This is a genomic window from Aeromicrobium sp. (genome assembly GCF_036675695.1).
GTDB lineage: Bacteria > Actinomycetota > Actinomycetes > Propionibacteriales > Nocardioidaceae > Aeromicrobium.
In genome coordinates this window covers 1-21,330 of sequence record NZ_JAKFEL010000074.1, presented here as the reverse complement: position 1 = coordinate 21,330, position 21,330 = coordinate 1, and the positions used below count along the sequence as shown (strand labels likewise).

The window sequence follows — 21,330 nt, the reverse complement described above, 5'->3', positions numbered from 1 at the left end:
TTTGGTCATGGCTTCGCGGACCTTCACGGCGGCGGTGGAGGGCACAAAGACGGCCGCATACGTCGTGATGCCGTTCGATCCGGACGGGGTTTGGGGCGCGCGACCACGTCACCACCTGCGCGGGACCGTCAATGGCTGCGGATTCCGCGGCCCTTTGGAGCAGGTCGATGGCGAGTGGCGGTGCTCGCTCGGACCGGTATGGCGCCGCGACAACGGCGTCGAGCTGGGCGACACCCTGACCTTCGTGCTGGAGGAAGAAGGCCCGCAGCGCGAAGCCGTCGATCCTGACATCGCCGAGGCACTCGAGGCGTCACCGAAAGCGGGGGCTGCCTTCGACGGGCTGGCGCAGTTCTATCGCAAAGCGTTCTTGAAATGGATCGACGGCACCAAGAAGCGACCCGAAGAGCGAGTTCGCCGAATCGCCGAGATGGTCAGCCTGCTCGAAGCAGGCAAAAGGACCCGGAACTAGTGCAATTTCGGGCTACGTTCGACAGATGACAGTCGGCAACGTGACCGCCCTGTGGCGCTACCCCGTGAAATCGATGGGCGGCGAGGAGCTCACGAGCTCCACACTCGACCACCGCGCGCTTCATGGTGATCGTATGTGGGCTGTCCGGGATCTTGAGCTGGGCGCTGTCACCACGGCTCGGCGACTCCCCCAGCTGCTTGGGTGTTCAGCGCGGTTCGTCGAGGAGCCTCCTGCGGGGGTCGGGCCTGGCGACGTCGCAGACGTGCGGGTCGCGTTTCCAGACGGCACCGAGATCACCAGCGACGACCGCGAACGGCTCGACGCGAGGCTCTCGGAGCTGGTCGGCAAGTCCGTCGCGCTCGTACCGCTGCCACCGATGACCGACAAGGCCGGCTATCGAGGAGTGCTGGCGTCCAAGCGCGACATCCGCTCGCAGTGGGCTCTCACCGACGACGAGCCACTGCCGGACTTCTCGATGTTCCCGATCCGCAAGCTGCTCCAGCTCTCGATCTACGCGACGCCGATCGGGATCTTCGCCGACGCGTACGCCGTGCATGTCCTCACCACGTCTAGCCTGCGGACGATGGGCGCGATCGGAGGAGACTTCGACCCGCGCCGATTCCGACCCAACATCGTCGTCGACACCGAAGGCGACGGGCTGATCGAGCAGCAGTGGATGGGTGGAACTCTCCGCGCCGGCGACATGGCCCTGAGCGTCGAGATCCCGGCCGTACGCTGCTCGGTTCCGATGCGTGAGCAGCCCGGCCTCGCGGCTGACCCCGAGGTTTCCCGCACCGTCGCCCGGCACGGCGATCGCTGCTTCGGCGTCTACACCGACATCGTCGACGCGGGCACCGTGCGCGTCGGGGATGTAGTCACCTTCGAGCCACCGACCGAATCGGGAGCCGTAGGAGCTGCTGTCAGCCGACTGGCCGAGCGCGTACGACGCAACACGATTCGTACCGGCAACAAGCTCATGCCCAACTAGTCAGTCGGGTCTTCGCCTTCCCAGGGCTGCTGGGCCTTGCGGGAGTGCTTGAGGAACGAACGCGCGAGGAAGTACGTCGCCACGACCAGCGCGAGCACCGTCACCATGGCGATCCACCCGGGCCGGACGTTCTCAGGGGTGAGCGGCTTTTCGGCGGCGACGAGGGCGGCGAAGACGTACGAGTTCATGCCTTGAGCCTAACCTCCGGGCCTCGGCGACCGGTCAGCGGAGACCGGCGAACAAGTCAGTCTCGGGGACGCTGGTCTCCACGTGCGAGGTGACGAGCTGGTAGTCCTCGGTCGGCCATGCCTCGGCCTGCACCTCGTGCGGGATTGCGAACCAGAAACCGTCGGGGTCGATCTGCGTCGCATGTGCCAGCAGGGCGGCATCGCGTACGTGGAAGTACTCCGCGCATTCGACTCGCGTCGTCAGGCGTGCCTCGTCCTCAGGCTTGCGCTCCCAGTCGGCGAATCGCTCCGCGTACGGGTTCTCAAGTCCGTGCTTCTCCATGCCTTTCGCGATGGCGTCCATCCGCTGCCAGCTCCAACCGAGCTGGTAGTAGAGCTTCGAGACCTGCCAGGCTTCGCCGGCGTCGGGGTAGCGCGCCGGATCGGCGGCGGCTTCGAACGCGTAGACGCTGATCTCGTGGCACTTGATGTGATCGGGGTGCGGGTAGCCGCCGTTCTCGTCGTACGTCGTCAGCACGTGTGGCTTGAAGGAGCGAATGAGTCGTACGAGTGGCTCGGCGGCCTCCTCGATCGGCACCAACGCGAAGCAGCCCTCGGGCAGCGGCGGCTTGGGGTTGCCCTCCGGCCAGCCCGAGTCGACGAATCCGAGCCAGTCCTGGGTGATGCCAAGGATCTCGCGAGCCCGGTCCATCTCCTCGCGACGGATCTCAGTGATCAGCTCGGGGTTGTCCTCGATCGCGTGGTGCTTGAACCCCGGGTTGAGGATCGATCCGCGCTCGCCACCAGTGCACGTGGCAACGTGCACGTCGACTCCCTCGGCGACGTACTTGGCGGTGGACGCGGCACCCTTGCTCGACTCGTCGTCGGGGTGCGCGTGCACATGCATGAGGCGCAGCTTGTCGGCCACAGTTCTCCTTCAATGACTCTGTGGAAATCCTCGCACTCTGACAACAAACTCCACAGGCAGGGTGTTCCTGGGCGACGATGGACCCATGACTCCCACCGAAGCAGTGCTCGTCACCGGCGCATCGACCGGCATCGGCGAAGCGATGGTCGAGAACCTCGCCAACAACAACATCCGCGTGTTCGCTGCCGTACGCGATCTGTCCAGCGTTTCCGAACACCCGCTGGTCACGCCCGTACGCCTCGATGTCACCTCGGTCGAGGAGGCTCTGGCAGCAGCAGAGACCGTCCGCGCAGCTCTCGGCGACACCACGCTTCGCGGTGTGGTCAACAACGCCGGAATCGCCGTGGGCGGGCCACTGGAGTTCGTCGACCTCGACGAGTTCCGCAAGCAGCTTGAGGTCAACGTGATCGGCCAGCTCGCCGTCACGCAGGCATTCCTGCCACTGCTCCGCGAGCACGGCGCTGTGTCAAAAGTGGGGGGCCGCATCGTCTTCACCAGCTCGATCGGCGGTCGCGTTGCCGCCCCGTTCATCGGCCCGTATGCCGCGTCCAAGCACGCTCTCAACGGCATGGCTGAGTCGCTGCGTCGTGAGCTCAAGCCGTGGGGCATGGCCGTCTCGGTGCTCGCACCTGCGAGTGTCGCGACGCCGATCTGGGACAAGGCTGGCGACCAGATCGACGAGGTCACCGGCACGCTGTCACCACGAGCGATGGAGCTGTACGGCGGAACCATCGAGTCGATGCGCGGTATGGCGAAGAGCGCGCGTACGGGAGGCATCCCGGCATCCAAGGTCGCCGAGGCCGCGCATCACGCGCTGTTCGCACGCCGCCCCAAGGCGGAGTACATCATCGGGGCCGAGGCCAAGATCATGGCGACTGCGTCGAACCTGCTGCCCTACCGAACGTTCGACAAGGCCGTACTCAGGGAGATTGCCAAGGGCTGAGAGCAGTCCCGTCTGAGAGACTGGCGGCGTGACAGATCTCGGAGCGCGCTACGGAACCAGCAAACGGCCTCGCTGGTTCTGGCCGCTGATCGCAGCGATCGGCATCACGATCGGTATCGCGTTCGCCGCCTGGGTCGGCTTCCAGGACAAACCCATCACCGCTCGCGTGTGGGGCTATGACGTGGTCGACGACCACAAGGTCACCGTCAAGCTCGACGTCGTCCGTCCTGACCCCCTCGACATCGAATGCACTGTCTACGCGCAGGCTGACGACCACTCGATCGTCGGTGAGAAGACTGTCGAATTGGCCGCTACCGACGAGGAAGAGATTCGCATAGAGGTCGACATCGAGACCGAGCGCAGGGCCGTCACCGGCGTGCTGAGGACGTGTGTAGCGGCGGATTGAGTGTTAATCTGGACCATTCACCCCGGGCAGCGGCCTGGGGTGCGGTACGTATCACCGCATTCATTGGGAAGGAGCTCCGTCATGACTCAGCCAACTGAGACCGAGACGATCTGGGTGACCCAGGAGGCGTACGACCGCCTCAAGCAGGAGCTCGAGCACCTTGCCGGCCACGTACGCGCCGACATCACCGCCAAGATCGCCTCCGCCCGCGAAGAGGGCGACCTCAAGGAGAACGGCGGCTACCACGCTGCACGTGAGGAGCAGGGCAAGACTGAAGCCCGCATCCGTCAGCTCGAGGAGATGCTTCGCCGCGCCGAAGTCGGCGACAAGCCTGCCGACGACGGCGTCGTCGGCAACGGCATGATCGTCACGATCCGCTTCACGGGCGACCCTGACCCCGAGCAGTTCCTGCTGGGTTCGCGTGAGCTGTTGAGCATGGACACGAGCGTCGACATCGACGTCTACTCGCCGAGCTCACCGCTCGGTGCTGCCGTGCTTGGCAAGAAGAAGGGCGACTCCGTCTCGTACGAAGCGCCCAACGGCAAAGCGATAACAGTAGAAATCGTCGACACCAAGCCGTTCTAGGTCACATGAGTTCGTAGCCGAGCTCGGTGAGGCGCTTGCGTACGTCTGCTCGGTGCTGCGGACCACGCGTCGCCACCTGCATGTCCACGTCGACCTGGCGTACGCCTAGCGACTCCGACGCGCGGTCGTGGTTGACGTTGAGGACGTTGACCTGCATCTCGGCGAGGTCGGTCAGCAGACCCATCAACGCGCCCGGACGGTCGGTGATGCGGGCGCGGAACAACAGGAACCTGCCCGCCGCAGCCAGGCCGTGGCGGATGACGTCCAGCAACACCAGAGCGTCGATGTTGCCGCCGGACAGGACCGAGACGACCGGGCCCTCAAACGCATCGGGCTTCTCGAGAATCGCGGCGACTCCGGCAGTGCCGGCCGGCTCGACGAGCATCTTGGCGCGTTCGAGCAGGGAGATCAGCGCGCGACTCATCGTCTCCTCGCTGACCGTGATGACGTCGTCCAGCAGATCGGCGATGACCTTGAACGGGATGCCGCCCGGCTCGGCCACGGAGATGCCGTCGGCCATCGTCAGACCCATCGCCTGCGAGATCGGGTGACCAGCCTTGAGTGAAGCGGGGTAGGCCGCAGCGTCCTCGGCCTGTACGCCGACGATGCGGATGTCGGGGCGCTCCGTACGAAGCAGGCCGATGCCGGCTGCCAGGCCGCCGCCGCCGACCGGCACGAGGATCGTCTTGACGTCGGGGCATTGCTCAAGGATCTCGAGTCCGACCGTGCCCTGGCCGAAGAGGATGTCTTCGTGATCGAACGGGTGGATCAGGACCGCGCCGGTCTCCTTGGCGAACTCCCTCGCCGGGACGAGAGCCTCCGTGACGCCAGATCCGTGGAACTTGATGTCAGCCCCGTAGCCCTCGGTCGCTGCAACTTTGGGCAGCGCAGCGCCTTCCGGCATGAAGATCGTGGCCTTCGTGCCGAGCATCGAAGCCGCGAGAGCAACGCCCTGCGCGTGGTTGCCGGCACTCGCAGCGACGACGCCGTTCGCGCGCTGCTCCTCGCTCAGCCGCGCGATACGTACGTACGCACCACGGATCTTGAACGAACCGGTGCGCTGGAGGTTCTCTGCCTTCAGGTAGACCGGCGTCGACGCAATGTTGCTGAGCCAGCGCGAATGCGCCATCGGCGTCAGCTCGGTGACGCCGTCGAGCAGCTTGCGGGCTTCCCTCACATCGTTCAGATCCACCTGATCAACTTACTTCCTGCCTGTTGCACACGGATACTGTTGTGCCCGGTGCAGGAACCCTCGCCGGAAGGACTGGCTGTGATCACAGAAGCTGAGCTCCCCTACCTCCGTCGCTGCATCGAGTTGGCAAAGGAAGCCCTCGATTCTGGCGACGAGCCCTACGGATCGATCCTGGTCAGTGGCGACGGCGACGTGCTCTCGGAGGACCGCAACCGCGAGATCACCGAGGGCGATGCAACGCTCCATCCCGAGTTCGAGCTCGCCAGGTGGGCTGCGCGCAATCTAAATGCGGATCAGCGTGCATCGGCGACGGTGTTCACATCTGGTGAGCACTGCCCAATGTGCTCAGCCGCGCATGGCATGGTCGGCGTGGGACGCATCGTGTTCGCGAGCTCATCTGCACAGCTCGGCGCCTGGAAGGCCGAGCTGGGCTTGGCTGGAGGATCGATCCGTTCCTACCCGATTGTCGAGATCGCGCCGAGTGTCATCGTTGAAGGTCCCGTGCCCGGGCTCGACGAAGAAGTGCACGACCTGATCCGCCGCCACTACTCCGAAATTCGGTAGGGCCCCGAACCATAGTGCTACTACGCTCCTCCGTGTGCCTGAGATCCTCCGAACCACACACAACGACATTCCCATCATCTCGACAGAAGTCGAAGGACCGCTGACCGGAAGCCTGATCCTGGGCGTCGGCATGGCGGATGAGCCCCCACATCTTGCGGGCATCACTCACCTCGCTGAGCACCTGATCTTCCGCTCGATGGGTGATCTGTTGCTCGCCCACGACGGTGTCACCTCGTCCCATACCCTCGACTTCCACGCGACGGGCACGCCGGACGAGGTAGCTGACTTCCTCAACCGGCTCAGCAGCGTCATCCTCAATCCCCGATTTACAGAGGACGATCTTCGCCGCGAGCGCATGGTGATCGAGGCAGAGCGTCCTCCAGCGTTTGGGCCATCAGCGGGCCTGCTCACCTATCGCTACGGATTCGAGGGCGCCGGAAAGAGCCATGGCGGCGCGCCCACGCTCGCTTCGCTCACTACGGGCGAGGTGCGCGACTGGATCCTTCGATGGTTCGTGGCCGACAACGCTCGACTCACCTTCACTGGTTCGCCACCACCATCCCTTGCAGTGCGGTTGCCGGAAGGGTCGGTGCCCGCGCACCGACTGGAGACGCGATACGTGAACTCGCCGACGCTCATCGCCAGCAAAAAGGACGGCGTTGCTCTCTCACTGGTCGTCGACGAGAACCTTTCACCCTGGCTTCGAGAGGCCCTCGATTTTGAGTTGACCAGCGAGTTGCGAACGACCAAGGGATTGATCTATTCGATCGACCCCGAGCTGACCAACACCGAGCCCGGCTTGGACCAGGTCGACCTTGTACTCGATCCGCTCGAGGAAAATCTGGTCGAGACGCTGGAATTGGCCGTGCAGAAGGTTCGCAAGACAGCAGAGAATGGCTTCGGCCAGGCAGCCGTCGACTACGCCAAGTCAGCAGCAGTGAGCGCGCTGAGCCATCCTGGATCGTGGGCCGGTCACATCGACGGCATTGCCACGACCGAGCTGGTCGGAGGCGTCAACGCGACACCGGACGAGTGGATAGAAACGGCGCACAGCCTCAAAGGCGACGAATTGACGGCTGCCCTGCGCGAAGCGCTCGACACACTGATGGTTGCGTACGACGGAGACACCGAACTCCCAGATGGATTTGCCGAGAAACTCCAACTCACCCTCGACGAATTCACCGCCGGAGAGACGACCAATGCACCTCGCCGTGGGCCGGGACGTCGATGGCGTGGCAACTGGTTCTCGGTGCGCGACTGGTTGCGCATCGACGACACGCACCTGCACGAGCACATCTTTGGTGAGACCACCTCAGTCCGGCTCGACGACATCGTCGTGCTCGGCAAGTTCGGCGATGGCAGTGTTCATCTCATCGACAAGCGTGGGCAAGACGTGATCGTCGACCCGATCCTTTGGCGCAAGGGCTCCGGCGTGATCGAGGAACTCATCAATCGCGTTCCAGCCGATCACGTTCGTGACTTCTCGTGGCACGATCGGGATCGGACCAAGCCAGCCGAGTAGCCAGAGCCACGCCCAGATCAATTGCTTGCATGATGCACGTAGTTATATGCTTGCGCGATGCACGTAAGTGAGTCCGATGGACCGGAGACCGCCGAAGACGCGCTGGCCCAACTCATGATGACGGTCGGCCGCCGCTTCCGCGCTCGCCTCGACGGTGACACCGTCGACCCGTCACAAGCGGCCCTGCTCTACACACTCAAGTGCCGCGGCGCGATGCGCCTCAGCGACATCGCCGACGCCATGAAGCTCGACGCCTCGACCGTCAGCCGCCACGTGCAGCAGCTCGGTGACCGCGAGTTCATCGAACGCGGACCAGACCCCGTCGACGGACGCGCCAGCCTCATCAGGCTGACGGAAGCCGGCCGGGTCGGACTCAAGTTCTCGTTCGAGCAGCGCCGCGCGATCCTCGCCGAAGCCCTGGCCGACTGGAACGACGAAGACCGCGAGCAGCTGCGCATACAGCTGTCCCGCCTCGCAACAGCCCTCGGAGACCACGCATGAGCGAAACGCAGACCGAGTCCACCGAACCGGTGTACTTCTCGCACCGACAGATTTTGGTGATCCTCGCCGGGCTGATGACCGGCATGTTCCTGGCCGCGCTCGACCAGAGCATCGTCGGCACTGCCCTCCCCCGCATCACGTCTGAGCTCCATGGACTCAGCAAGCTCAGCTGGGTTGTCACGGCCTACCTGCTCGCCTCCACCGCCTCCACGCCGCTGTGGGGCAAGATCTCCGACCTGTACGGTCGCCGGCTGATCTTCCAGGCAGCGATCATCACCTTCCTCGTCGGCTCCTTGCTGTGCGGATTCGCTCGCAACATCGATGAGCTCATCGCGTTCCGCGCCCTTCAGGGCATCGGCGGAGGCGGTCTGATGGCTCTCGCACTTGCCACGCTCGGCGACGTCATTCCTCCCCGCGAGCGCGGTCGCTACATGGGCTACATGGGCGCTGTGTTCGGCTCCGCCAGCGTCCTCGGCCCGGTGCTCGGCGGCTGGCTCGCCGATGGCCCAGGTTGGGAATGGATCTTCTGGCTCAACGTGCCGATCGGCATCGTCGCGCTGGTCGTGACCTCATACGTCCTCAAGCTCCCCCACGTGCGGCGCGAGCACACGATCGACTGGCTGGGAGCGGGCGTCCTCGTCTCGTCCGTCTCCTCGGTCCTGCTCTACACCGCGTGGGCAGGACCAGAGCACGGTTGGCTCTCCAACCCGAGCCTCAGCCTGCTCTGCGGAGGACTCCTCCTCGCGGTCATCTTCATCCTGATCGAGCGACGAGCGTCCGAGCCGATCCTGCCGATGGAGCTGTTCAGCAACTCCGTGTTCTCGATCACGAATGCCCTCGGCATGGTGTTCGGCATTGCGATGTTCGGAGCCATCATCTTCGTGCCGCTCTACCTGCAGATCGTGATGGAGATGTCGCCGACCAAGTCCGGACTCGGCATGGTCCCGATGGTCGCCGGTATGTTCTCCGCGTCGATCCCAACCGGCATCTACGTCTCGAAGACGGGCCACTACCGGTACTTCCCGATCGCCAGCACGATCTTCGTCGCGGGCGCCCTGCTCCTGCTGTCGACGCTGAACGCCGACAGTTCATACCTGAACGTCGGCATCGGCATGTTCGCACTCGGCTTCGGTCTCGGCCTGACGATGCAGCTGTTGACCCTGATCGTGCAGAACTCGGTCGACGTACGCCACATGGGCGTGGCGACGAGCACGGTGACATTCTTCCGCAACCTCGGCGGTGCGTTCGGTACGGCAGTGTTCGGAGCGGTGCTCAACAGCCGCCTCGCGCATCACCTGGAGAACTCGGTCGGTTCTGGATCCGGTACGTCGGTCAACACGAACGATGCAACGGCGATCCATCTCCTGCCCGAACCCATACGCACTCACGTCATCGACGCCTTCGCGCTGTCGTTGCACGAGGTGTTCCTGACGGCGCTGCCGTTCGTGGGCATCGCTTTCGTCCTGACGCTGTTCATCAAGGAGCTTCCACTTCGCTCGCGCAGCACACCGGTGCCCGCCGCCGGCACTGACGTCTAGGGTCGGTCGCGAGCGGGGAGCTTGTCGACAATCAGGTCGTACGAGTCCTCGATCAGCTCCTCGAGCAGCCCTTCGGGCAGCGACCCGTCGAGCTGCACGGTCACCCAGTGCTTCTTGTTCATGTGATAGCCGCGCTCGATCGCGTCGTACGTGTCGACGAGTCCTGTGACGTCAGCCGGCTCGGCCTTCAGGTTGATGCTGATGGCTCGGTCGACTCCCGTGAGCGCGAAGATCTTGCCGCCGACTCGGTAGACCGCGGTCTCCTCACCGAACGGGAACGTCAGAACGGCGCCCGGAAGGGCGCTGCAGAACGCGTGCACATCTGTCATGCCGGCTCCGTGGTCATGCAGGATCGGGCTCGGGCTCGTCCTGATAGGGCTGGGCATCGTTGACCAGATGTTTCACGACACCGTTGAGGCAGGCCGCGAGCGGCACAGCGATGAGTGCACCGACGATGCCCGCGACGGCGATACCGGCGGCAATCGCCAGGATGATCGCCAGCGGGTGAACCGCAACGAGCTTGCCCATGAGGAACGGTTGCAGGACGTGCGACTCGATCTGCTGCACGGCGATCACGACTGCCAGCATGATCAGTGCGACCACCGGTCCCTGCGCGACCAGCGCGACGAGGACGGCCACCATGCCAGACGCGAGCGCACCGACGATCGGGATGAACGCACCGAGGAACACCAGGACGCCGATCGCGAACGTGAGGGGCACTCCGAGCACCCACGCACCAAAGGCAATGCCCAACGCATCGACAAACGCCACGAGAACCGTCGCGCGTACGAATGCCGTGAGCGAGGCCCAAGCGGTCTGGCCGGACGAGTGGACCTTGTCGCGTGCCGCCTTGGGGAACAGCGCGACGACCCAGCTCCAGATGCGCTCGCCCTCGTACAGGAAGAAGAACGAGGCGAACAGGGCGATGAAGAATCCGGCGATGAGATGGGTCAGCGTCGTGCCGACGTTGCTCGCAGTCGTGAAGAACGACGCGTCGCTGTTGGTGATCGACGCCTTGCCGCGGTCGATCCAGTCCTGGATCTGTGAGTCGGTGAGATTGAGCGGGCCTGTCTTGGCCCAGTCCTGGATCTGGTCGATGCCCTCGACGACATTGGACTTGAGGTCGGAGAACTGCGTCGCGAGCTGCGAGCCCACGAGCGCCAGCATCCCGAACAAGCTGGTGAGCATGGCGAGGACCACGAGAGCGGTCGCAGCGATGCGAGGCAGGCCCTTCTTCTCCAGCCAGTCGACAGCGCCGACCGTCAGGGCAGTACCGAGAATCGCGACAGCGATGGGGACGGTGATCTCGGAGAAGTAGCGCAGGAGCCAGATACCAACGAAGCCGGCGGCGGCGATGACGAGCAGTCGCCACGACCACTGGGTCGCGATCTCTACACCAGCGGGAATCTCATTGCGCTTGGGTTGACTCTTGGCCACACGCAGGAGCCTAGCGGTGCGCAGGAACATCGGCGCTTATCGCGGTGTTGTACGAGAGCCCATCCGTAAACTTTGTAGTGAGAGGTGGCACCCATGATTTTCAACCTGAACAAGTCCGAGATCCCGACCGCCGACAAGGCGCTTCCAGGTCGTTCGGGCCGTCCCTACCAAGTCGGTGGCACTCACCTGACGCTCGGCAATCCGGTCGAGACCCAGGCGCCTGAGGGCTTCGGCGTCGCAGTGTTCGGGCTCGGCTGCTTCTGGGGCGAGGAGAAGACGTTCTGGGAGGTCCCTGGCGTCTGGTCGACCTCAGTCGGGTACGCCGGCGGCTCCACTCCGAACCCCACGTACGAAGAGGTCTGCACTGGTCGCACCGGCCATGCCGAGGTCGTTCGGATCATCTTCGATCCGTCGAAGGTGACCTACCAGCAGCTGCTCGAGGTGTTCTGGGAGAACCACGACCCGACGCAGGGCATGCGCCAGGGCAACGACCGCGGCACGCAGTACCGCTCCGTCATCCTCACGACGACGCCCGAGCAGCAGGAGCAGGCCGAGGCGTCCCGCGCGGCCTACCAGGTCAAGATGACCGCCGCCGGCTATGGCGAGATCACCACGTCGATCCTGCCGCTGGAGACCTACTACTACGCCGAGGACTACCACCAGCAGTACTTGGTGAAGAACCCATACGGCTACTGCCCCTTGCACGCCACCGGCGTCGCCTATGCCTGATTCGCCCAGTGATGTGGCTCGGCGCGCGATGGGCGCAGTCGAGCAGGGCTCTCGCCAGAAGTGGATCGATCTCTTCGCCGCGGGCGCCACGCTCGAAGACCCAGTGGATGGCTCCCCAGGGCTGACCGGCACGGACTCGATCGCCAACTTCTGGGACACGAGCATTGCGATGTTCGAGGCCGTTCGGTTCGACGTGCGCCGCATTCACGAGGCGCCCGGCGAAGCGCTCGTCCTTGCCGACATCTCGATCCGCACACCCGGAGGGGAGTCGGCAACGTACGACGCGGCGATCCACTACCGACTAGACGAGAGCGGCGACGTCTCACACCTCCGGGCGTTCTGGGACTTGGCGAAGGTCATGGAACAACTGTCCGGATCCTGAGTCGCGCCCCTAGGATCCGATTCATGGCACGCGATCCGAACATCCCCGATGAGTTCAACGTCTACACGCTCGTCATCCTGCGGCGGCCTGCCGATGCGCCAGACCTGCCGGAAGAGGAGCTCGACAGGCTGCAATCCCTCCACCTGGCTCACCGGGCTGCCTTGCGGGATCAGGGCCTCGTCGTCGCGAACGGACCGTTCCTCGAGCAGAGCGACGAGTCGCTTAGGGGTATGTCGATCTTCACCTGCGATCTCGCCGAGGCGGCGCGCCTCAACGAGCTGGATCCTCTGGTCATCGCCGGCAGACTCGCATACGACGTCATGGAGTGGTGGATTGCGGCAGACACCCTCACGTTCCCAAACGGGAACGCTCCCGACGACCGCCGCTCACTCCCTGACGACTGAAGTCAGCGCTTGGCGCGTTGGCCTTCGACCATCGTCGCGAACACCTTGTCGCCACCGAGTCGCCTCTGCAGCTTGCCCGCGAACACGGGGAACACAGACGCAATCGCCGCGCCGGCGCGCAGCTCGACCGGAGCAACTACGACCTCGACCTTGTTGCTCTTGATCGCCTTGACGACCTTCTTCGCGACCTGCTGCGGCGAGACCGTACGAACGCCCGGAGGGAGCTTGCCTTCGGCCTCGACGAACATGCCGGCGTCACGTACGAAGCCGGGCTCGACGATCGAGACGCCCACCTTCTCGGCGGCAAGGTCCTCGCGCAACGCCAGTGCGAAACCACGGAGCCCGAACTTGGTCGCGTTGTACATCGACGCACCTGCGGACGCCGCTTTGCCTGCCACCGAGCCAATCAGCACGATGTGCCCGTGGCCGCGCTCGACCATGCCTTCGGCGCTCTCGCGTGCCATCAGGATCGGCACCGACAGGTTGACCGTGACATTGCGGAGGATCTGCTCCTGGGTGTATTCGAGCAGCAGTCCCGACGCCGGCAGGGCCGCGTTGGCCACGAGGATGTCGAGCGGGCCGGCTTCCTTGAGCAGTCGATCAACGTCGTCGCGGTCCGCCAGGTCGGCGAGGATGACCTGCGCGCCCAGCTCGCGGGCCAACGGCTCGAGGATCTCCGCGCGCCGACCGCTGAGCACGAGCTCGGCGCCTTCTGCGTGTAGAGCGCGGGCGATCTCCTGACCGATTCCTCCGGTCGCTCCTGTGACGAGTGCGCGAGCGCCCTTGATGGTCTGACGAGTCATGAAATGTCCTTGCGGGAGTGGTGTTGTCGGCAATCTGTCATACGACGCTGGGCTCGCCATGACGACTCTGCACACTGGGCACCCTTGGGCTCAGGGTCAGCTCGAAGCCCTTGGGCATCAGCGTCAGGCGCTCGGCGATGTCGAGCTCGTAGTTGGGGTCAGCGGCGATGTCGTAACGATGCAGCATGCGTGCCAGCACCAGGATCGCCTCGTGCAGGGCGAACTGCCTGCCGATGCAGGAGCGCTCACCCGTACCGAATGGCTTGTATGAATGCGGCTGGCGTCCGCGGGCGTTCTCGGCAACGAACCGATCCGGGTCGAACTGGTCGGCGTCATCGCCCCACACCGCCTTGTCGCGGTGCATCATCGGCAGGATCACGATGGCCCAGTCCTCGGGCCGCATCGTGTGCCCCGTGCTGAGGATGGTCGTCTCACGCGGGCTGCGCGCGAATGCCGGGGCTGTGGGCCACAGCCGCAGGCCCTCATCGAGCACCCTGCGGAGATAGCGGAACTTTGCGACCTGCTCGAACGTCGGCTCGACGTCACGGTCGGGGCCGAGGATCTGGTCCACCTCGGCCTGCGCCTTGGCGAGGATGTCGGGGTTCTGCGAGATGTAGTAGAGCGCGAAGGAGAGAGCGCCGGATGTCGTCTCGTGCCCGGCGACGAGGAACGTCAGGATCTGGTGCCGGATGTTGACGTCGTCGAGCCGCGCCCCGGTCTCTGGATGCGGGGTGTGCAGCATGATGCCGAGCAAGTCGCTCTCGTCGCGCTCACCAGCGCGCCGCTCGGCGATGATCCCGTCCAGCAGCGAGTCGACGTATGCGAGGTGGTGCGCATTCTTCTTGTCGATGCGCTTGGACAGCAGCGATGCACCAGGCATCGCGTTGAGCGACCCCTTGCGCTGTCCCGCCTTGAGCGCCGCGATCATCGCGGGGATGAACGGGTGTGGCTCGCTGCGACTGAATGATCCGAAGTCGGTGCTGAACGCCGTACGGCTGATGGTCTCCATCGTCAGCTTGGTCATGTCGGCAGACACATCGACCCGCTTGCCGTGCGAGTCCCACAGGTCGAACAGCTCCTGCGCGGCCGTGAGCATGATCGGGTGGTAGCTCTGCATCGCCGCCTTGGTGAACGCCGGGCGCAGCAGGTCGTGGGCGAGCGCCCAGTTGGTGTCGTCGTTGTAGGCCGTGAACAGACCCTCCCCGGCAAACTCACGCAGCGCGACGAGCGCGGGCGAGAGGCCCTTGGCGAACCGCGACTCGTCACACAGCTCGGCGGCCAGCTCGGCGCCGGTGACGAACACGAACTTCTGGTCGAAGATGTGCATCTCGAAGATCGGGCCGAGGTCAGCGGCGCGGCGCATCGTGCTCTGCAGCGGAGCCTCAACGTCCGCGCCGAGGACATCGCCGATGATCGGCTTGCGTCCCGGAGGATGCGGGAAGGTCTGTCCGCCCCAGTCGTTGCGCATGCGATGCTCCCTATTGAACCGAGATTTAGTAGTCACAGCCTAGCCCGTGCTGAACTGAAGTCAAGTAGTCTTGGCCCATGGCCACCCGTACGCGACTCAGTCGCGAAGCCCGCCAGGACCAGCTGCTCGACCTCGGCGCCGAGCTGTTCGCCGACAAGTCGTACGAGGACGTCCACATCGAGCTGCTGGCCGAGGTGGCCGGCGTTTCGCGAGGCCTGCTCTATCACTACTTCCCGACCAAGCGAGCGTTCTTCGCCGCCATGGTCCGCCGCGAGTCCGGCCGTATCTCGGAGCTGACCGAGCCCGATCCGGCGCTCCCGATCCTCGATCAGCTAAACCAGGGCATCGAGACCTTCCTCGAGTACTGCGAGAGTCACAAGATGGGCGTGAAGGCGGTGTTCCACGGAGGCGCATCAGCCGATCCCGAGATCCAAGCGATCGTCGACGAGGACGTACGCCTGCAGAGCGAACGCATCCTCGACGCAGTTGAACCGAATCGCGAGCCTTCACCCTTGGCCAAGATCGCGGTACGCAGCTGGATTCAATTCCTCCGCAATGCCGCGCACGAATGGCTCGACACCACCGACATCAAGCGCGACGAGATCCGCGAGCTGGCCGCGCACACGCTCGTGGCCACTCTGCTGGCATTGCCCGAAGCCTCTCGCCCATCGGGCGTCGCCGAGCTCGCGGGCTAGAGGCCGTTGCGCTTGCTGAACGCTCTGATCGCCCCCGCGTAGCGAGGCCCGCTGAGCCGCACGAACTTGTCCAGCACCCAGGCATCAGCGCCGATGAGCACGCGAGCCTTGTTCTTCTCGACACCCTTGAGAATGATGTTGGCTGCCTTGGCGGGTGACATACGCGCCAGCTTGTCGAACTGCTTCGCGAGCGCGTCGTGGTCGACTCCTTCGACCTGCTCCTGCTTCTTGGCGATGTTGGTCTTGATGCCGCCAGGATGCACACAGGTGACCTTGACCGGGCGCTTGTTGAGGATCATCTCCATGCGCAGGGCTTCGGTGAACCCACGCACAGCGAACTTCGCCGCGTTGTACGCACTCTGCGTCGGAACCGAGAACAGGCCGAAGATGCTCGAGATGTTGATGATGTGGCCGTCGCCCGACTCGACAAGGTGCGGGAGGAATGCCTTCGTTCCGCTCACGACGCCCCAGAAGTCGACGTCCATGACGCGGTCGATGTCCTTGAACGACATCTCCTCGATATTGCCGGTGAACGCGATGCCTGCATTGTTGAAGACCAGGTTGACCTTGCCGTAGTGCGCGGCGACACCGTCGGCGTACGCCAGCACGAGCTCACGCTGCGAAACGTCGAGGTGATCGGTCTTCACGTCGGCACCCTCGGCCTTGACCAGTGCTTCCGTCTCAGCCAGCCCCACCGTATCGACATCGCAGATGGCGAGCTTGGCGCCGCGGCGGGCGAGCTCTACGGACAGAGCGCGACCAATGCCGGAGCCTGCTCCGGTGACGACGGCGACCTTGCCAGTGAAGTGAGTCATTGCCATTCCGATCGGGTTGGGGGCTATGCAAGTTTCAGATACTGACAGTATCTGAAATTTGGACAGCGCGAAACCCTGTGTGCCGCAACCGCTCTCAGAGCGTGCGGCGCCGCGGCGTCAGCCGCACGTTCGGCATCGGCGGAGCCGGAATCCGTACGCCGTCATGTCCGTCGACGAAGCCGAAGCGCTCGCTCTCGGCTTCCCAGTCATTGCGCGCCTCGACGATGTCGTCGTGGGTGCGGCCGATGAAGTTCCACCACATCAACAGCTGCTCGGTGAACGGCTCGCCACCGATGAGCAGGACGATCGTGTCGGTGCGAACGTCGATCGTCACTTCCTTGCGACCAGGCGCGAGGTAGTACATCTCCCGATGGCCGACGTCTACGTGCTCATCCACGATGGCCATGCCGTCAACGGCCAGGATCGCGTGCTCAAACCCGGCTTCCAGGGGGATGCGGGACCTGCCGGGACGCAGCCTCAGCTCGGCGCCCACGATCGGCGAGTAGGCCCTGGCTGGCGACTTCGCACCTTCGAGCTCGCCCATCATGACGGTGCCGTGCCACCCTTCACCTTCGACGCGCGGCAAGTTGGCGTGGTGCTCAAAGTTGGACGGACCCAGACGACGAGTGTTGGGCAAAGCAACCCAGAGCTGGAGGCCGTGCATGACGGTCGGCTTGGTGCTGACGGACACCTCGGAGTGGGAGACACCGTCGCCCGAGGTCATCAGGTTCAGCTCGCCCGGCTTGAGCACCACATCGGTGCCGCGACTGTCACGGTGCCGGATCTCACCGGCCAACGGCCACGTGACGGTCTGCAGACCCGTGTGCGGGTGCGGCATGACCTGCATGGGCGAGAGCGTCGGCCCGAACTGGTCGACGAAGCACCACGGGCCGACCGTGGGCAATCCACGCAGCGGGAGGGTGCGGTGCACTGACAGGCCACGAACACCGCCGAGCGGAACGACACGGGACTCCACGAGGCGATCTCGCACTCCCGGTGGACTCACGCTCATCGAACCAGAGTACGGCGCAGCTGAGCGATGAGGGCATCGTCGCCGCCGATGCTTCGGAACCATCCATGGACGCCATCCTCGTGCTCGTCCCACACGTCCAGGACGCCGGTGATCGCTTCGGTGGACACCTCGAGGAAGGCCGCGGGCAGCGAGGCGCGGTGCTTGCGACCAGGGAGCTTGTGCAGACGAGCGCCGATCGCTTTTGAGGCCTCCTCGGTCAACTGGTAGTCCGCCAAGACGTCTTCACGGGACACACCCACCAGCCGGAGCAGCAGCGCGACCGAGATCCCCGTACGGTCCTTGCCTGCGGCGCAGTGGATCAACGTCGCGCCGGATGCCACGGAAACTTCGCGAACGAGCTCCACGAGATACATCGATGCATGATCGAGCACCAGCAGGTAGAGGCCGTGCAGATCCTCCGGCGGCGCGAGGTCAGGGCGCAGCGCGCTCAGCAGCGGAAGATTGACGATGCGCGACCCCTGATGGGCCAGCGGGTGGATCGATTCGCTCTCACCGTCGGAACGCAGGTCAATCACCACGGCTGGGGGCCAGGCGATGCCCTCGGGAACCCCATCCTTCGCGTGCGGCATCGCGCTGCGAAGCACGCGACCGGTGAGCACCTCGCTGCCGTCATCTGTGACGACACCGCCCACATCTCGCAAGTTGGGTACATAGTCGTGGCGCACAGGTTCACCTTATGTTGAAGGAAGGTTCATTCTGACCTCGCCATATGCACAATATTCGTCATGGACGCGACGTAAAGTTGAGGCATGGCACGCACACGCAAAGTCGCGACCTTCGCCCTTGGGGGCGGAGCGGTGACTTTGTCGAGCTTCTACGCGACCTTGATGGGCGAAGCGGTGCTCGCTCGCCGTGCGATCGGCACGACTGACGATCGTCCTCCCACGCCCGACGGCCTCTACGGCGAGGAACACGCCGGCCATACGATTCGCTGTCTCGTAATTGGCGATTCTGCCGCCGTGGGCTACGGCATGACAACCTCCGACACCACGCCGACCGGCCTGCTCGGAGTGGGTCTCGCCCACATGCTTGACGCGCAGGTCGAGATGCGATGCCACGCCGTCGTCGGCGCTCAGACCTCCGACCTCGCGGAGCAGATCACGCAGGCCGAAGACTTCAAGCCTGATGTCGCGGTCATCATCGTCGGCACCAATGACGTGACCCACCGCGTGCTTCCGCGCCGGTCCGTACGCATACTCGCCGATGTCGTCAGCCAGCTGACGGCCGAAGGCTGCGAAGTTGTCGTCGGCACCTGTCCCGATCTCGGCACTGTCCGCCCGATTCTCCAGCCGTTGCGCGAGGTCGCAAGGCGTTGGAGCCGCGCCCTTGCCCGTCAGCAGACCATTGCTGTTGTCCGCGCGGGCGGTCGTGCCGTGTCGTTGGGCGATCTGCTTGGCGGACTGTTCCGCGAGCAGCTCGACGCAATGTTCGGAGACGACCGTTTTCACCCGTCGGCTGCGGGCTACGCCAACATGGTCTCGGTGCTCATGCCTGCTGTCGCTGCATCGCTCCACGATCCCGAGCAGGACTTCCTCGACTCTGGCCAGCCCCGCGATGTCATGTCACTCGACGACGCGGCAACCCAGGCGGCACAGCAGCCGGGCACCCAGGTCGTACGCAGTGGTCGCTTCGCGAGCGTGTTGCGTCGCCGCCGACTGGTTCTCACCCGCTCCTAGAACGCACTCGACCCTAGAACGCACAGATGGCCGGCCCCCGAAGGGACCGGCCATCTGTGTGGTTGCTGCTAGTTGTCGCCGCGAAGGATCGCGAGGATGCGCAGCATCTCGATGTAGAGCCAGACCAAGGTGACGGTCAGGCCGAACGCTGCACGCCAGGACTCGCGCTCCGGCAGGCCGGCTTCGACGCCACGCTCGACGTAGTCGAAGTCCATGATCAGCATCAAGACGGCGAGCACCACGGCGACGGCCGAGACGACCAGACCGAGCGTGCCGAAGCCGCGCAGTCCGCCGGACTCAAGCACGCCCGTGAGGCTGAGCACGAAGTTGACCAGCATGACGCCGACGAAGCTGAAGATCGCGATCGTGACGACCTTGCGGAACTTGTCGGTGACTTGGATGTTGAAGAACTTGTAGGCCGCGAGCGTGCCTGCGAAGGCGACCACGGTGGCCAGGACCGCCTGGAAGACGACCGTGGGATCGCCCACGTAGCTGGCGATGACCTTCGAGAAGGCACCGACGAACACACCTTCGACGACCGCGTAGGCGATGACGAGCGGCGGGCTGATGACCTTCTTGAACGAGTTGACCAGCGACAGGACGAGACCGATGATCGCGCCACCCATGGCAAAGATGAACGCCTTGCTGTAGGCAGCGTTGTCGGCCGTGACGTCACCGCTGTTGAGGTCACCGATCATGAACCAGGTGACTGCCGCTGCGACGGTCAGGAGGCCGAGCGAGATGGCGGTCTTCTCGACAACCGAGTCGAGCGTCATACGGCCGGTGCCGCGACCCGTGTGGGTGGGCGAACCTTCGCCGTTCAGGTCGATCTGCCACTGCGACGGATCGCTGGCAGTGGCGGTGCCCTTGCCATTGAACTCGGCGCTGCGAGCAAAGACGGGGTTGCTGCTCTTCATGTTTCCCTCCGTGGGATATCGGCTCCGTGATGGAGTCGGTACTTTCACTGTATACAACGCCTGAGCACCCGCGTTTGCTCCCGATTCAGGGTGTCGGCTTCTCACCCTTCGGCGCGGGCATCACGGCGGGAACCTTGACGAACGGCGGCTTGCGATCCTGAGCCTTCGCCGCCGGATCAGGTTCGTCCATTCCGGTCTGCTCGTTGAAAACGATCCCCACCATCCGCATCGGGAACACGTTCCACGCGGTCTGCCCGGTTTCCAGGTATGACGGCGTCCAGAACCCGGTCTCGTTGCAGTCGGCGTCGAGACAGCCGTTGCCCCCGGGCACAGAGGTCGTCAAGGGTTTTCCGTCCTGGTCGAACAGCTGGAAGGACTCAAGCCGCTTGCCGTCAGCGCCATACCCGAAAATGTTGGTGACCGGTTGGCCGTTGAGGTAGACGCCTGTCAGGTCTTGCGACTCGTACGAGTCGGTGTAGTAGACCTCACCACCATGTGACTCGGCAGCCGAGATCATCGGGATCAGCAACACCGCTGCGACAACATTGCCGACCACGATGATCGGACCGAGTCCGCGGAATCGCCAGCGCCCACGCCCCCACTGCACGCTTGCCACCGTGAGCAGCGCAAGCACCAGCCATTGCAGAAGGTCGGTCGGGAGCCACAGGCTGCCGCCGTTCACCGCGCCTATCAAATGCATGGCTGCTTGGTAGGCAACCCAAGCGCGCAGCAGCCACCATGCGGGCTGAAGCGCGGTGAAGAAGTCGGCGATCCCCACCAGCGCCGGGTTTCGGCGGATCGCAATGCCGATGTCACGCTTGGTGTCGCGCAGGCCATCGGAGAGACCAGAGAACAGTCCGTTCTTGGCCTTCGAACGTACGGGGAGTCCGGCGGCGAGCCTCAGCTCGGCGGCATACGCAGTGGGATCGGGGAGCTCACGCTGCAGGTCCTCGGCATACGCCTCAGCGAGGTCTGCCTCGAGACCCTCGGTGAGGTCGTCGACCTCATCGGCCGGCAGGTCCGCCAGCGCTGCACGCACGCCCTTGGCGAAGGTGACGATCTCGGGGGTGACGGTCGACGTGGTCATGATGCCTCCAGCAGGTTGTTCATCGTGGTTGAGAACTCGTTCCAGACCTTGCGCTGCACATCGAGCATCGCTCGCCCCTGT

26 protein-coding genes are annotated in these 21,330 nt (G+C 64.5%); 14 read left to right on the top strand and 12 right to left on the bottom strand.

All coding sequences use genetic code 11. The features are described 5' to 3' along the window. Positions 1 to 7 precede the first annotated feature (7 nt). Entirely contained in the window at positions 8 to 469 is a 462-nt protein-coding gene (locus tag V6M39_RS05105; protein ID WP_332642654.1) for a YdeI/OmpD-associated family protein, read from the top strand. 25 nt (positions 470 to 494) lie between these two features. Further along, on the top strand, positions 495 to 1,457 hold the full coding sequence (locus tag V6M39_RS05100; RefSeq protein WP_332642652.1) for an MOSC domain-containing protein: 963 nt from the start codon (positions 495 to 497) through the stop codon (positions 1,455 to 1,457). Here V6M39_RS05100 and V6M39_RS05095 read toward each other — a convergent pair. Beyond that, positions 1,454 to 1,645, bottom strand: coding sequence for a hypothetical protein (locus V6M39_RS05095; protein WP_332642651.1), 192 nt, complete (start codon positions 1,643 to 1,645; stop codon positions 1,454 to 1,456). The genes V6M39_RS05100 and V6M39_RS05095 overlap by 4 nt on opposite strands. Before the next feature lie 34 nt (positions 1,646 to 1,679). Beyond that, the gene (gene mca / locus V6M39_RS05090; protein ID WP_332642649.1) at positions 1,680 to 2,552 is read right to left on the bottom strand and encodes a mycothiol conjugate amidase Mca; all 873 of its coding nucleotides are present in this window, start codon (positions 2,550 to 2,552) and stop codon (positions 1,680 to 1,682) included. Positions 2,553 to 2,637: 85 nt separating this feature from the next. Here mca and V6M39_RS05085 point away from each other — a divergent pair, with 85 nt between their 5' ends. The 3 genes from V6M39_RS05085 to greA all read left to right on the top strand — a co-directional run bounded on the left by V6M39_RS05085 (position 2,638) and on the right by greA (position 4,486). Then, a complete protein-coding gene (locus V6M39_RS05085) occupies positions 2,638 to 3,495 on the top strand; it encodes an SDR family NAD(P)-dependent oxidoreductase (protein ID WP_332642648.1) in 858 nt (285 codons plus the stop codon). Between the two features lie 28 nt (positions 3,496 to 3,523). Then, positions 3,524 to 3,901, top strand: a complete 378-nt coding sequence (locus tag V6M39_RS05080; protein WP_332642647.1) for a DUF4307 domain-containing protein — start codon at positions 3,524 to 3,526, stop codon at positions 3,899 to 3,901. Positions 3,902 to 3,982: 81 nt separating this feature from the next. Further along, the gene (greA, locus tag V6M39_RS05075; protein WP_332642646.1) at positions 3,983 to 4,486 is read left to right on the top strand and encodes a transcription elongation factor GreA; all 504 of its coding nucleotides are present in this window, start codon (positions 3,983 to 3,985) and stop codon (positions 4,484 to 4,486) included. A gap of 1 nt (position 4,487) precedes the next feature. Here greA and ilvA read toward each other — a convergent pair whose 3' ends face one another. Beyond that, entirely contained in the window at positions 4,488 to 5,678 is a 1,191-nt protein-coding gene (ilvA, locus tag V6M39_RS05070) for a threonine ammonia-lyase (RefSeq protein WP_332642645.1), read from the bottom strand. 78 nt (positions 5,679 to 5,756) lie between these two features. Here ilvA and V6M39_RS05065 point away from each other — a divergent pair, with 78 nt between their 5' ends. From V6M39_RS05065 to V6M39_RS05050, 4 genes are read left to right on the top strand one after another with little or no spacing between them, the layout of a single operon-like run. Next, positions 5,757 to 6,242, top strand: coding sequence for a nucleoside deaminase (locus V6M39_RS05065; RefSeq protein ID WP_332642644.1), 486 nt, complete (start codon positions 5,757 to 5,759; stop codon positions 6,240 to 6,242). 34 nt (positions 6,243 to 6,276) lie between these two features. Next, positions 6,277 to 7,764 (top strand): M16 family metallopeptidase, encoded by a 1,488-nt coding sequence (locus V6M39_RS05060; RefSeq protein ID WP_332642643.1) that lies wholly within the window; start codon positions 6,277 to 6,279, stop codon positions 7,762 to 7,764. A 57-nt stretch (positions 7,765 to 7,821) separates the two neighbouring features. Further along, positions 7,822 to 8,265, top strand: a complete 444-nt coding sequence (locus tag V6M39_RS05055; RefSeq protein WP_332642642.1) for a MarR family winged helix-turn-helix transcriptional regulator — start codon at positions 7,822 to 7,824, stop codon at positions 8,263 to 8,265. After that, the gene (locus V6M39_RS05050) at positions 8,262 to 9,803 is read left to right on the top strand and encodes an MDR family MFS transporter (RefSeq protein ID WP_332642641.1); all 1,542 of its coding nucleotides are present in this window, start codon (positions 8,262 to 8,264) and stop codon (positions 9,801 to 9,803) included. The genes V6M39_RS05055 and V6M39_RS05050 overlap by 4 nt, the downstream gene beginning before the upstream one ends. Here V6M39_RS05050 and V6M39_RS05045 read toward each other — a convergent pair. Both V6M39_RS05045 and V6M39_RS05040 read right to left on the bottom strand, forming a co-directional pair. Continuing rightward, positions 9,800 to 10,132: an MmcQ/YjbR family DNA-binding protein gene (locus V6M39_RS05045; protein ID WP_332642640.1), complete on the bottom strand. Its 333-nt coding sequence runs from the start codon at positions 10,130 to 10,132 to the stop codon at positions 9,800 to 9,802. The two genes, V6M39_RS05050 and V6M39_RS05045, sit on opposite strands and share 4 nt — an antisense overlap. Positions 10,133 to 10,145: 13 nt before the next feature. Then, positions 10,146 to 11,240, bottom strand: a complete 1,095-nt coding sequence (locus tag V6M39_RS05040) for an AI-2E family transporter (protein WP_332642639.1) — start codon at positions 11,238 to 11,240, stop codon at positions 10,146 to 10,148. Between the two features lie 93 nt (positions 11,241 to 11,333). Between V6M39_RS05040 and msrA the strand changes: the two genes are divergently transcribed. From msrA to V6M39_RS05025, 3 genes are read left to right on the top strand one after another with little or no spacing between them, the layout of a single operon-like run. Then, complete coding sequence (gene msrA / locus V6M39_RS05035; RefSeq protein ID WP_332642638.1) at positions 11,334 to 11,969, top strand: peptide-methionine (S)-S-oxide reductase MsrA; 636 nt, start codon at positions 11,334 to 11,336, stop codon at positions 11,967 to 11,969. Next, positions 11,962 to 12,351: a nuclear transport factor 2 family protein gene (locus tag V6M39_RS05030; RefSeq protein ID WP_332642636.1), complete on the top strand. Its 390-nt coding sequence runs from the start codon at positions 11,962 to 11,964 to the stop codon at positions 12,349 to 12,351. The genes msrA and V6M39_RS05030 overlap by 8 nt, the downstream gene beginning before the upstream one ends. Before the next feature lie 23 nt (positions 12,352 to 12,374). Next, positions 12,375 to 12,755 carry a YciI family protein gene (locus V6M39_RS05025; protein ID WP_332642635.1) on the top strand — a complete coding sequence of 127 codons (381 nt, stop codon included), beginning with the start codon at positions 12,375 to 12,377 and terminating at the stop codon, positions 12,753 to 12,755. 2 nt (positions 12,756 to 12,757) lie between these two features. Here the strand turns inward: V6M39_RS05025 and V6M39_RS05020 are convergent, their stop codons facing one another. Both V6M39_RS05020 and V6M39_RS05015 read right to left on the bottom strand, forming a co-directional pair. Further along, positions 12,758 to 13,558 (bottom strand): SDR family NAD(P)-dependent oxidoreductase, encoded by an 801-nt coding sequence (locus V6M39_RS05020; protein WP_332642634.1) that lies wholly within the window; start codon positions 13,556 to 13,558, stop codon positions 12,758 to 12,760. A gap of 37 nt (positions 13,559 to 13,595) precedes the next feature. Then, a complete protein-coding gene (locus tag V6M39_RS05015) occupies positions 13,596 to 15,026 on the bottom strand; it encodes a cytochrome P450 (RefSeq protein ID WP_332642633.1) in 1,431 nt (476 codons plus the stop codon). Positions 15,027 to 15,103: 77 nt separating this feature from the next. Between V6M39_RS05015 and V6M39_RS05010 the strand changes: the two genes are divergently transcribed. Then, positions 15,104 to 15,721 carry a TetR/AcrR family transcriptional regulator gene (locus V6M39_RS05010; RefSeq protein ID WP_332642632.1) on the top strand — a complete coding sequence of 206 codons (618 nt, stop codon included), beginning with the start codon at positions 15,104 to 15,106 and terminating at the stop codon, positions 15,719 to 15,721. On the opposite strand, the gene V6M39_RS05005 is transcribed toward V6M39_RS05010, so the two are convergent. The 3 genes from V6M39_RS05005 to V6M39_RS04995 form a co-directional block, all read right to left on the bottom strand. Next, positions 15,718 to 16,536, bottom strand: a complete 819-nt coding sequence (locus V6M39_RS05005; RefSeq protein WP_332642631.1) for an SDR family NAD(P)-dependent oxidoreductase — start codon at positions 16,534 to 16,536, stop codon at positions 15,718 to 15,720. The genes V6M39_RS05010 and V6M39_RS05005 overlap by 4 nt on opposite strands. 94 nt (positions 16,537 to 16,630) lie before the next feature. Then, complete coding sequence (locus V6M39_RS05000; RefSeq protein WP_332642630.1) at positions 16,631 to 17,548, bottom strand: pirin family protein; 918 nt, start codon at positions 17,546 to 17,548, stop codon at positions 16,631 to 16,633. Continuing rightward, positions 17,545 to 18,234, bottom strand: coding sequence for a tyrosine-protein phosphatase (locus V6M39_RS04995; protein ID WP_332642629.1), 690 nt, complete (start codon positions 18,232 to 18,234; stop codon positions 17,545 to 17,547). Before V6M39_RS04995 ends, V6M39_RS05000 begins: the two co-directional genes overlap by 4 nt. 84 nt (positions 18,235 to 18,318) lie before the next feature. On the opposite strand from V6M39_RS04995, the gene V6M39_RS04990 reads away from it, so the two are divergent. Then, entirely contained in the window at positions 18,319 to 19,245 is a 927-nt protein-coding gene (locus V6M39_RS04990) for an SGNH/GDSL hydrolase family protein (RefSeq protein ID WP_332642628.1), read from the top strand. 68 nt (positions 19,246 to 19,313) lie between these two features. Here the strand turns inward: V6M39_RS04990 and V6M39_RS04985 are convergent, their stop codons facing one another. Next, positions 19,314 to 20,162 (bottom strand): Bax inhibitor-1/YccA family protein, encoded by an 849-nt coding sequence (locus V6M39_RS04985; protein ID WP_332642627.1) that lies wholly within the window; start codon positions 20,160 to 20,162, stop codon positions 19,314 to 19,316. Between the two features lie 85 nt (positions 20,163 to 20,247). Next, positions 20,248 to 21,249: a hypothetical protein gene (locus V6M39_RS04980; protein ID WP_332642625.1), complete on the bottom strand. Its 1,002-nt coding sequence runs from the start codon at positions 21,247 to 21,249 to the stop codon at positions 20,248 to 20,250. Between the last annotated feature and the right edge of the window lie 81 nt (positions 21,250 to 21,330).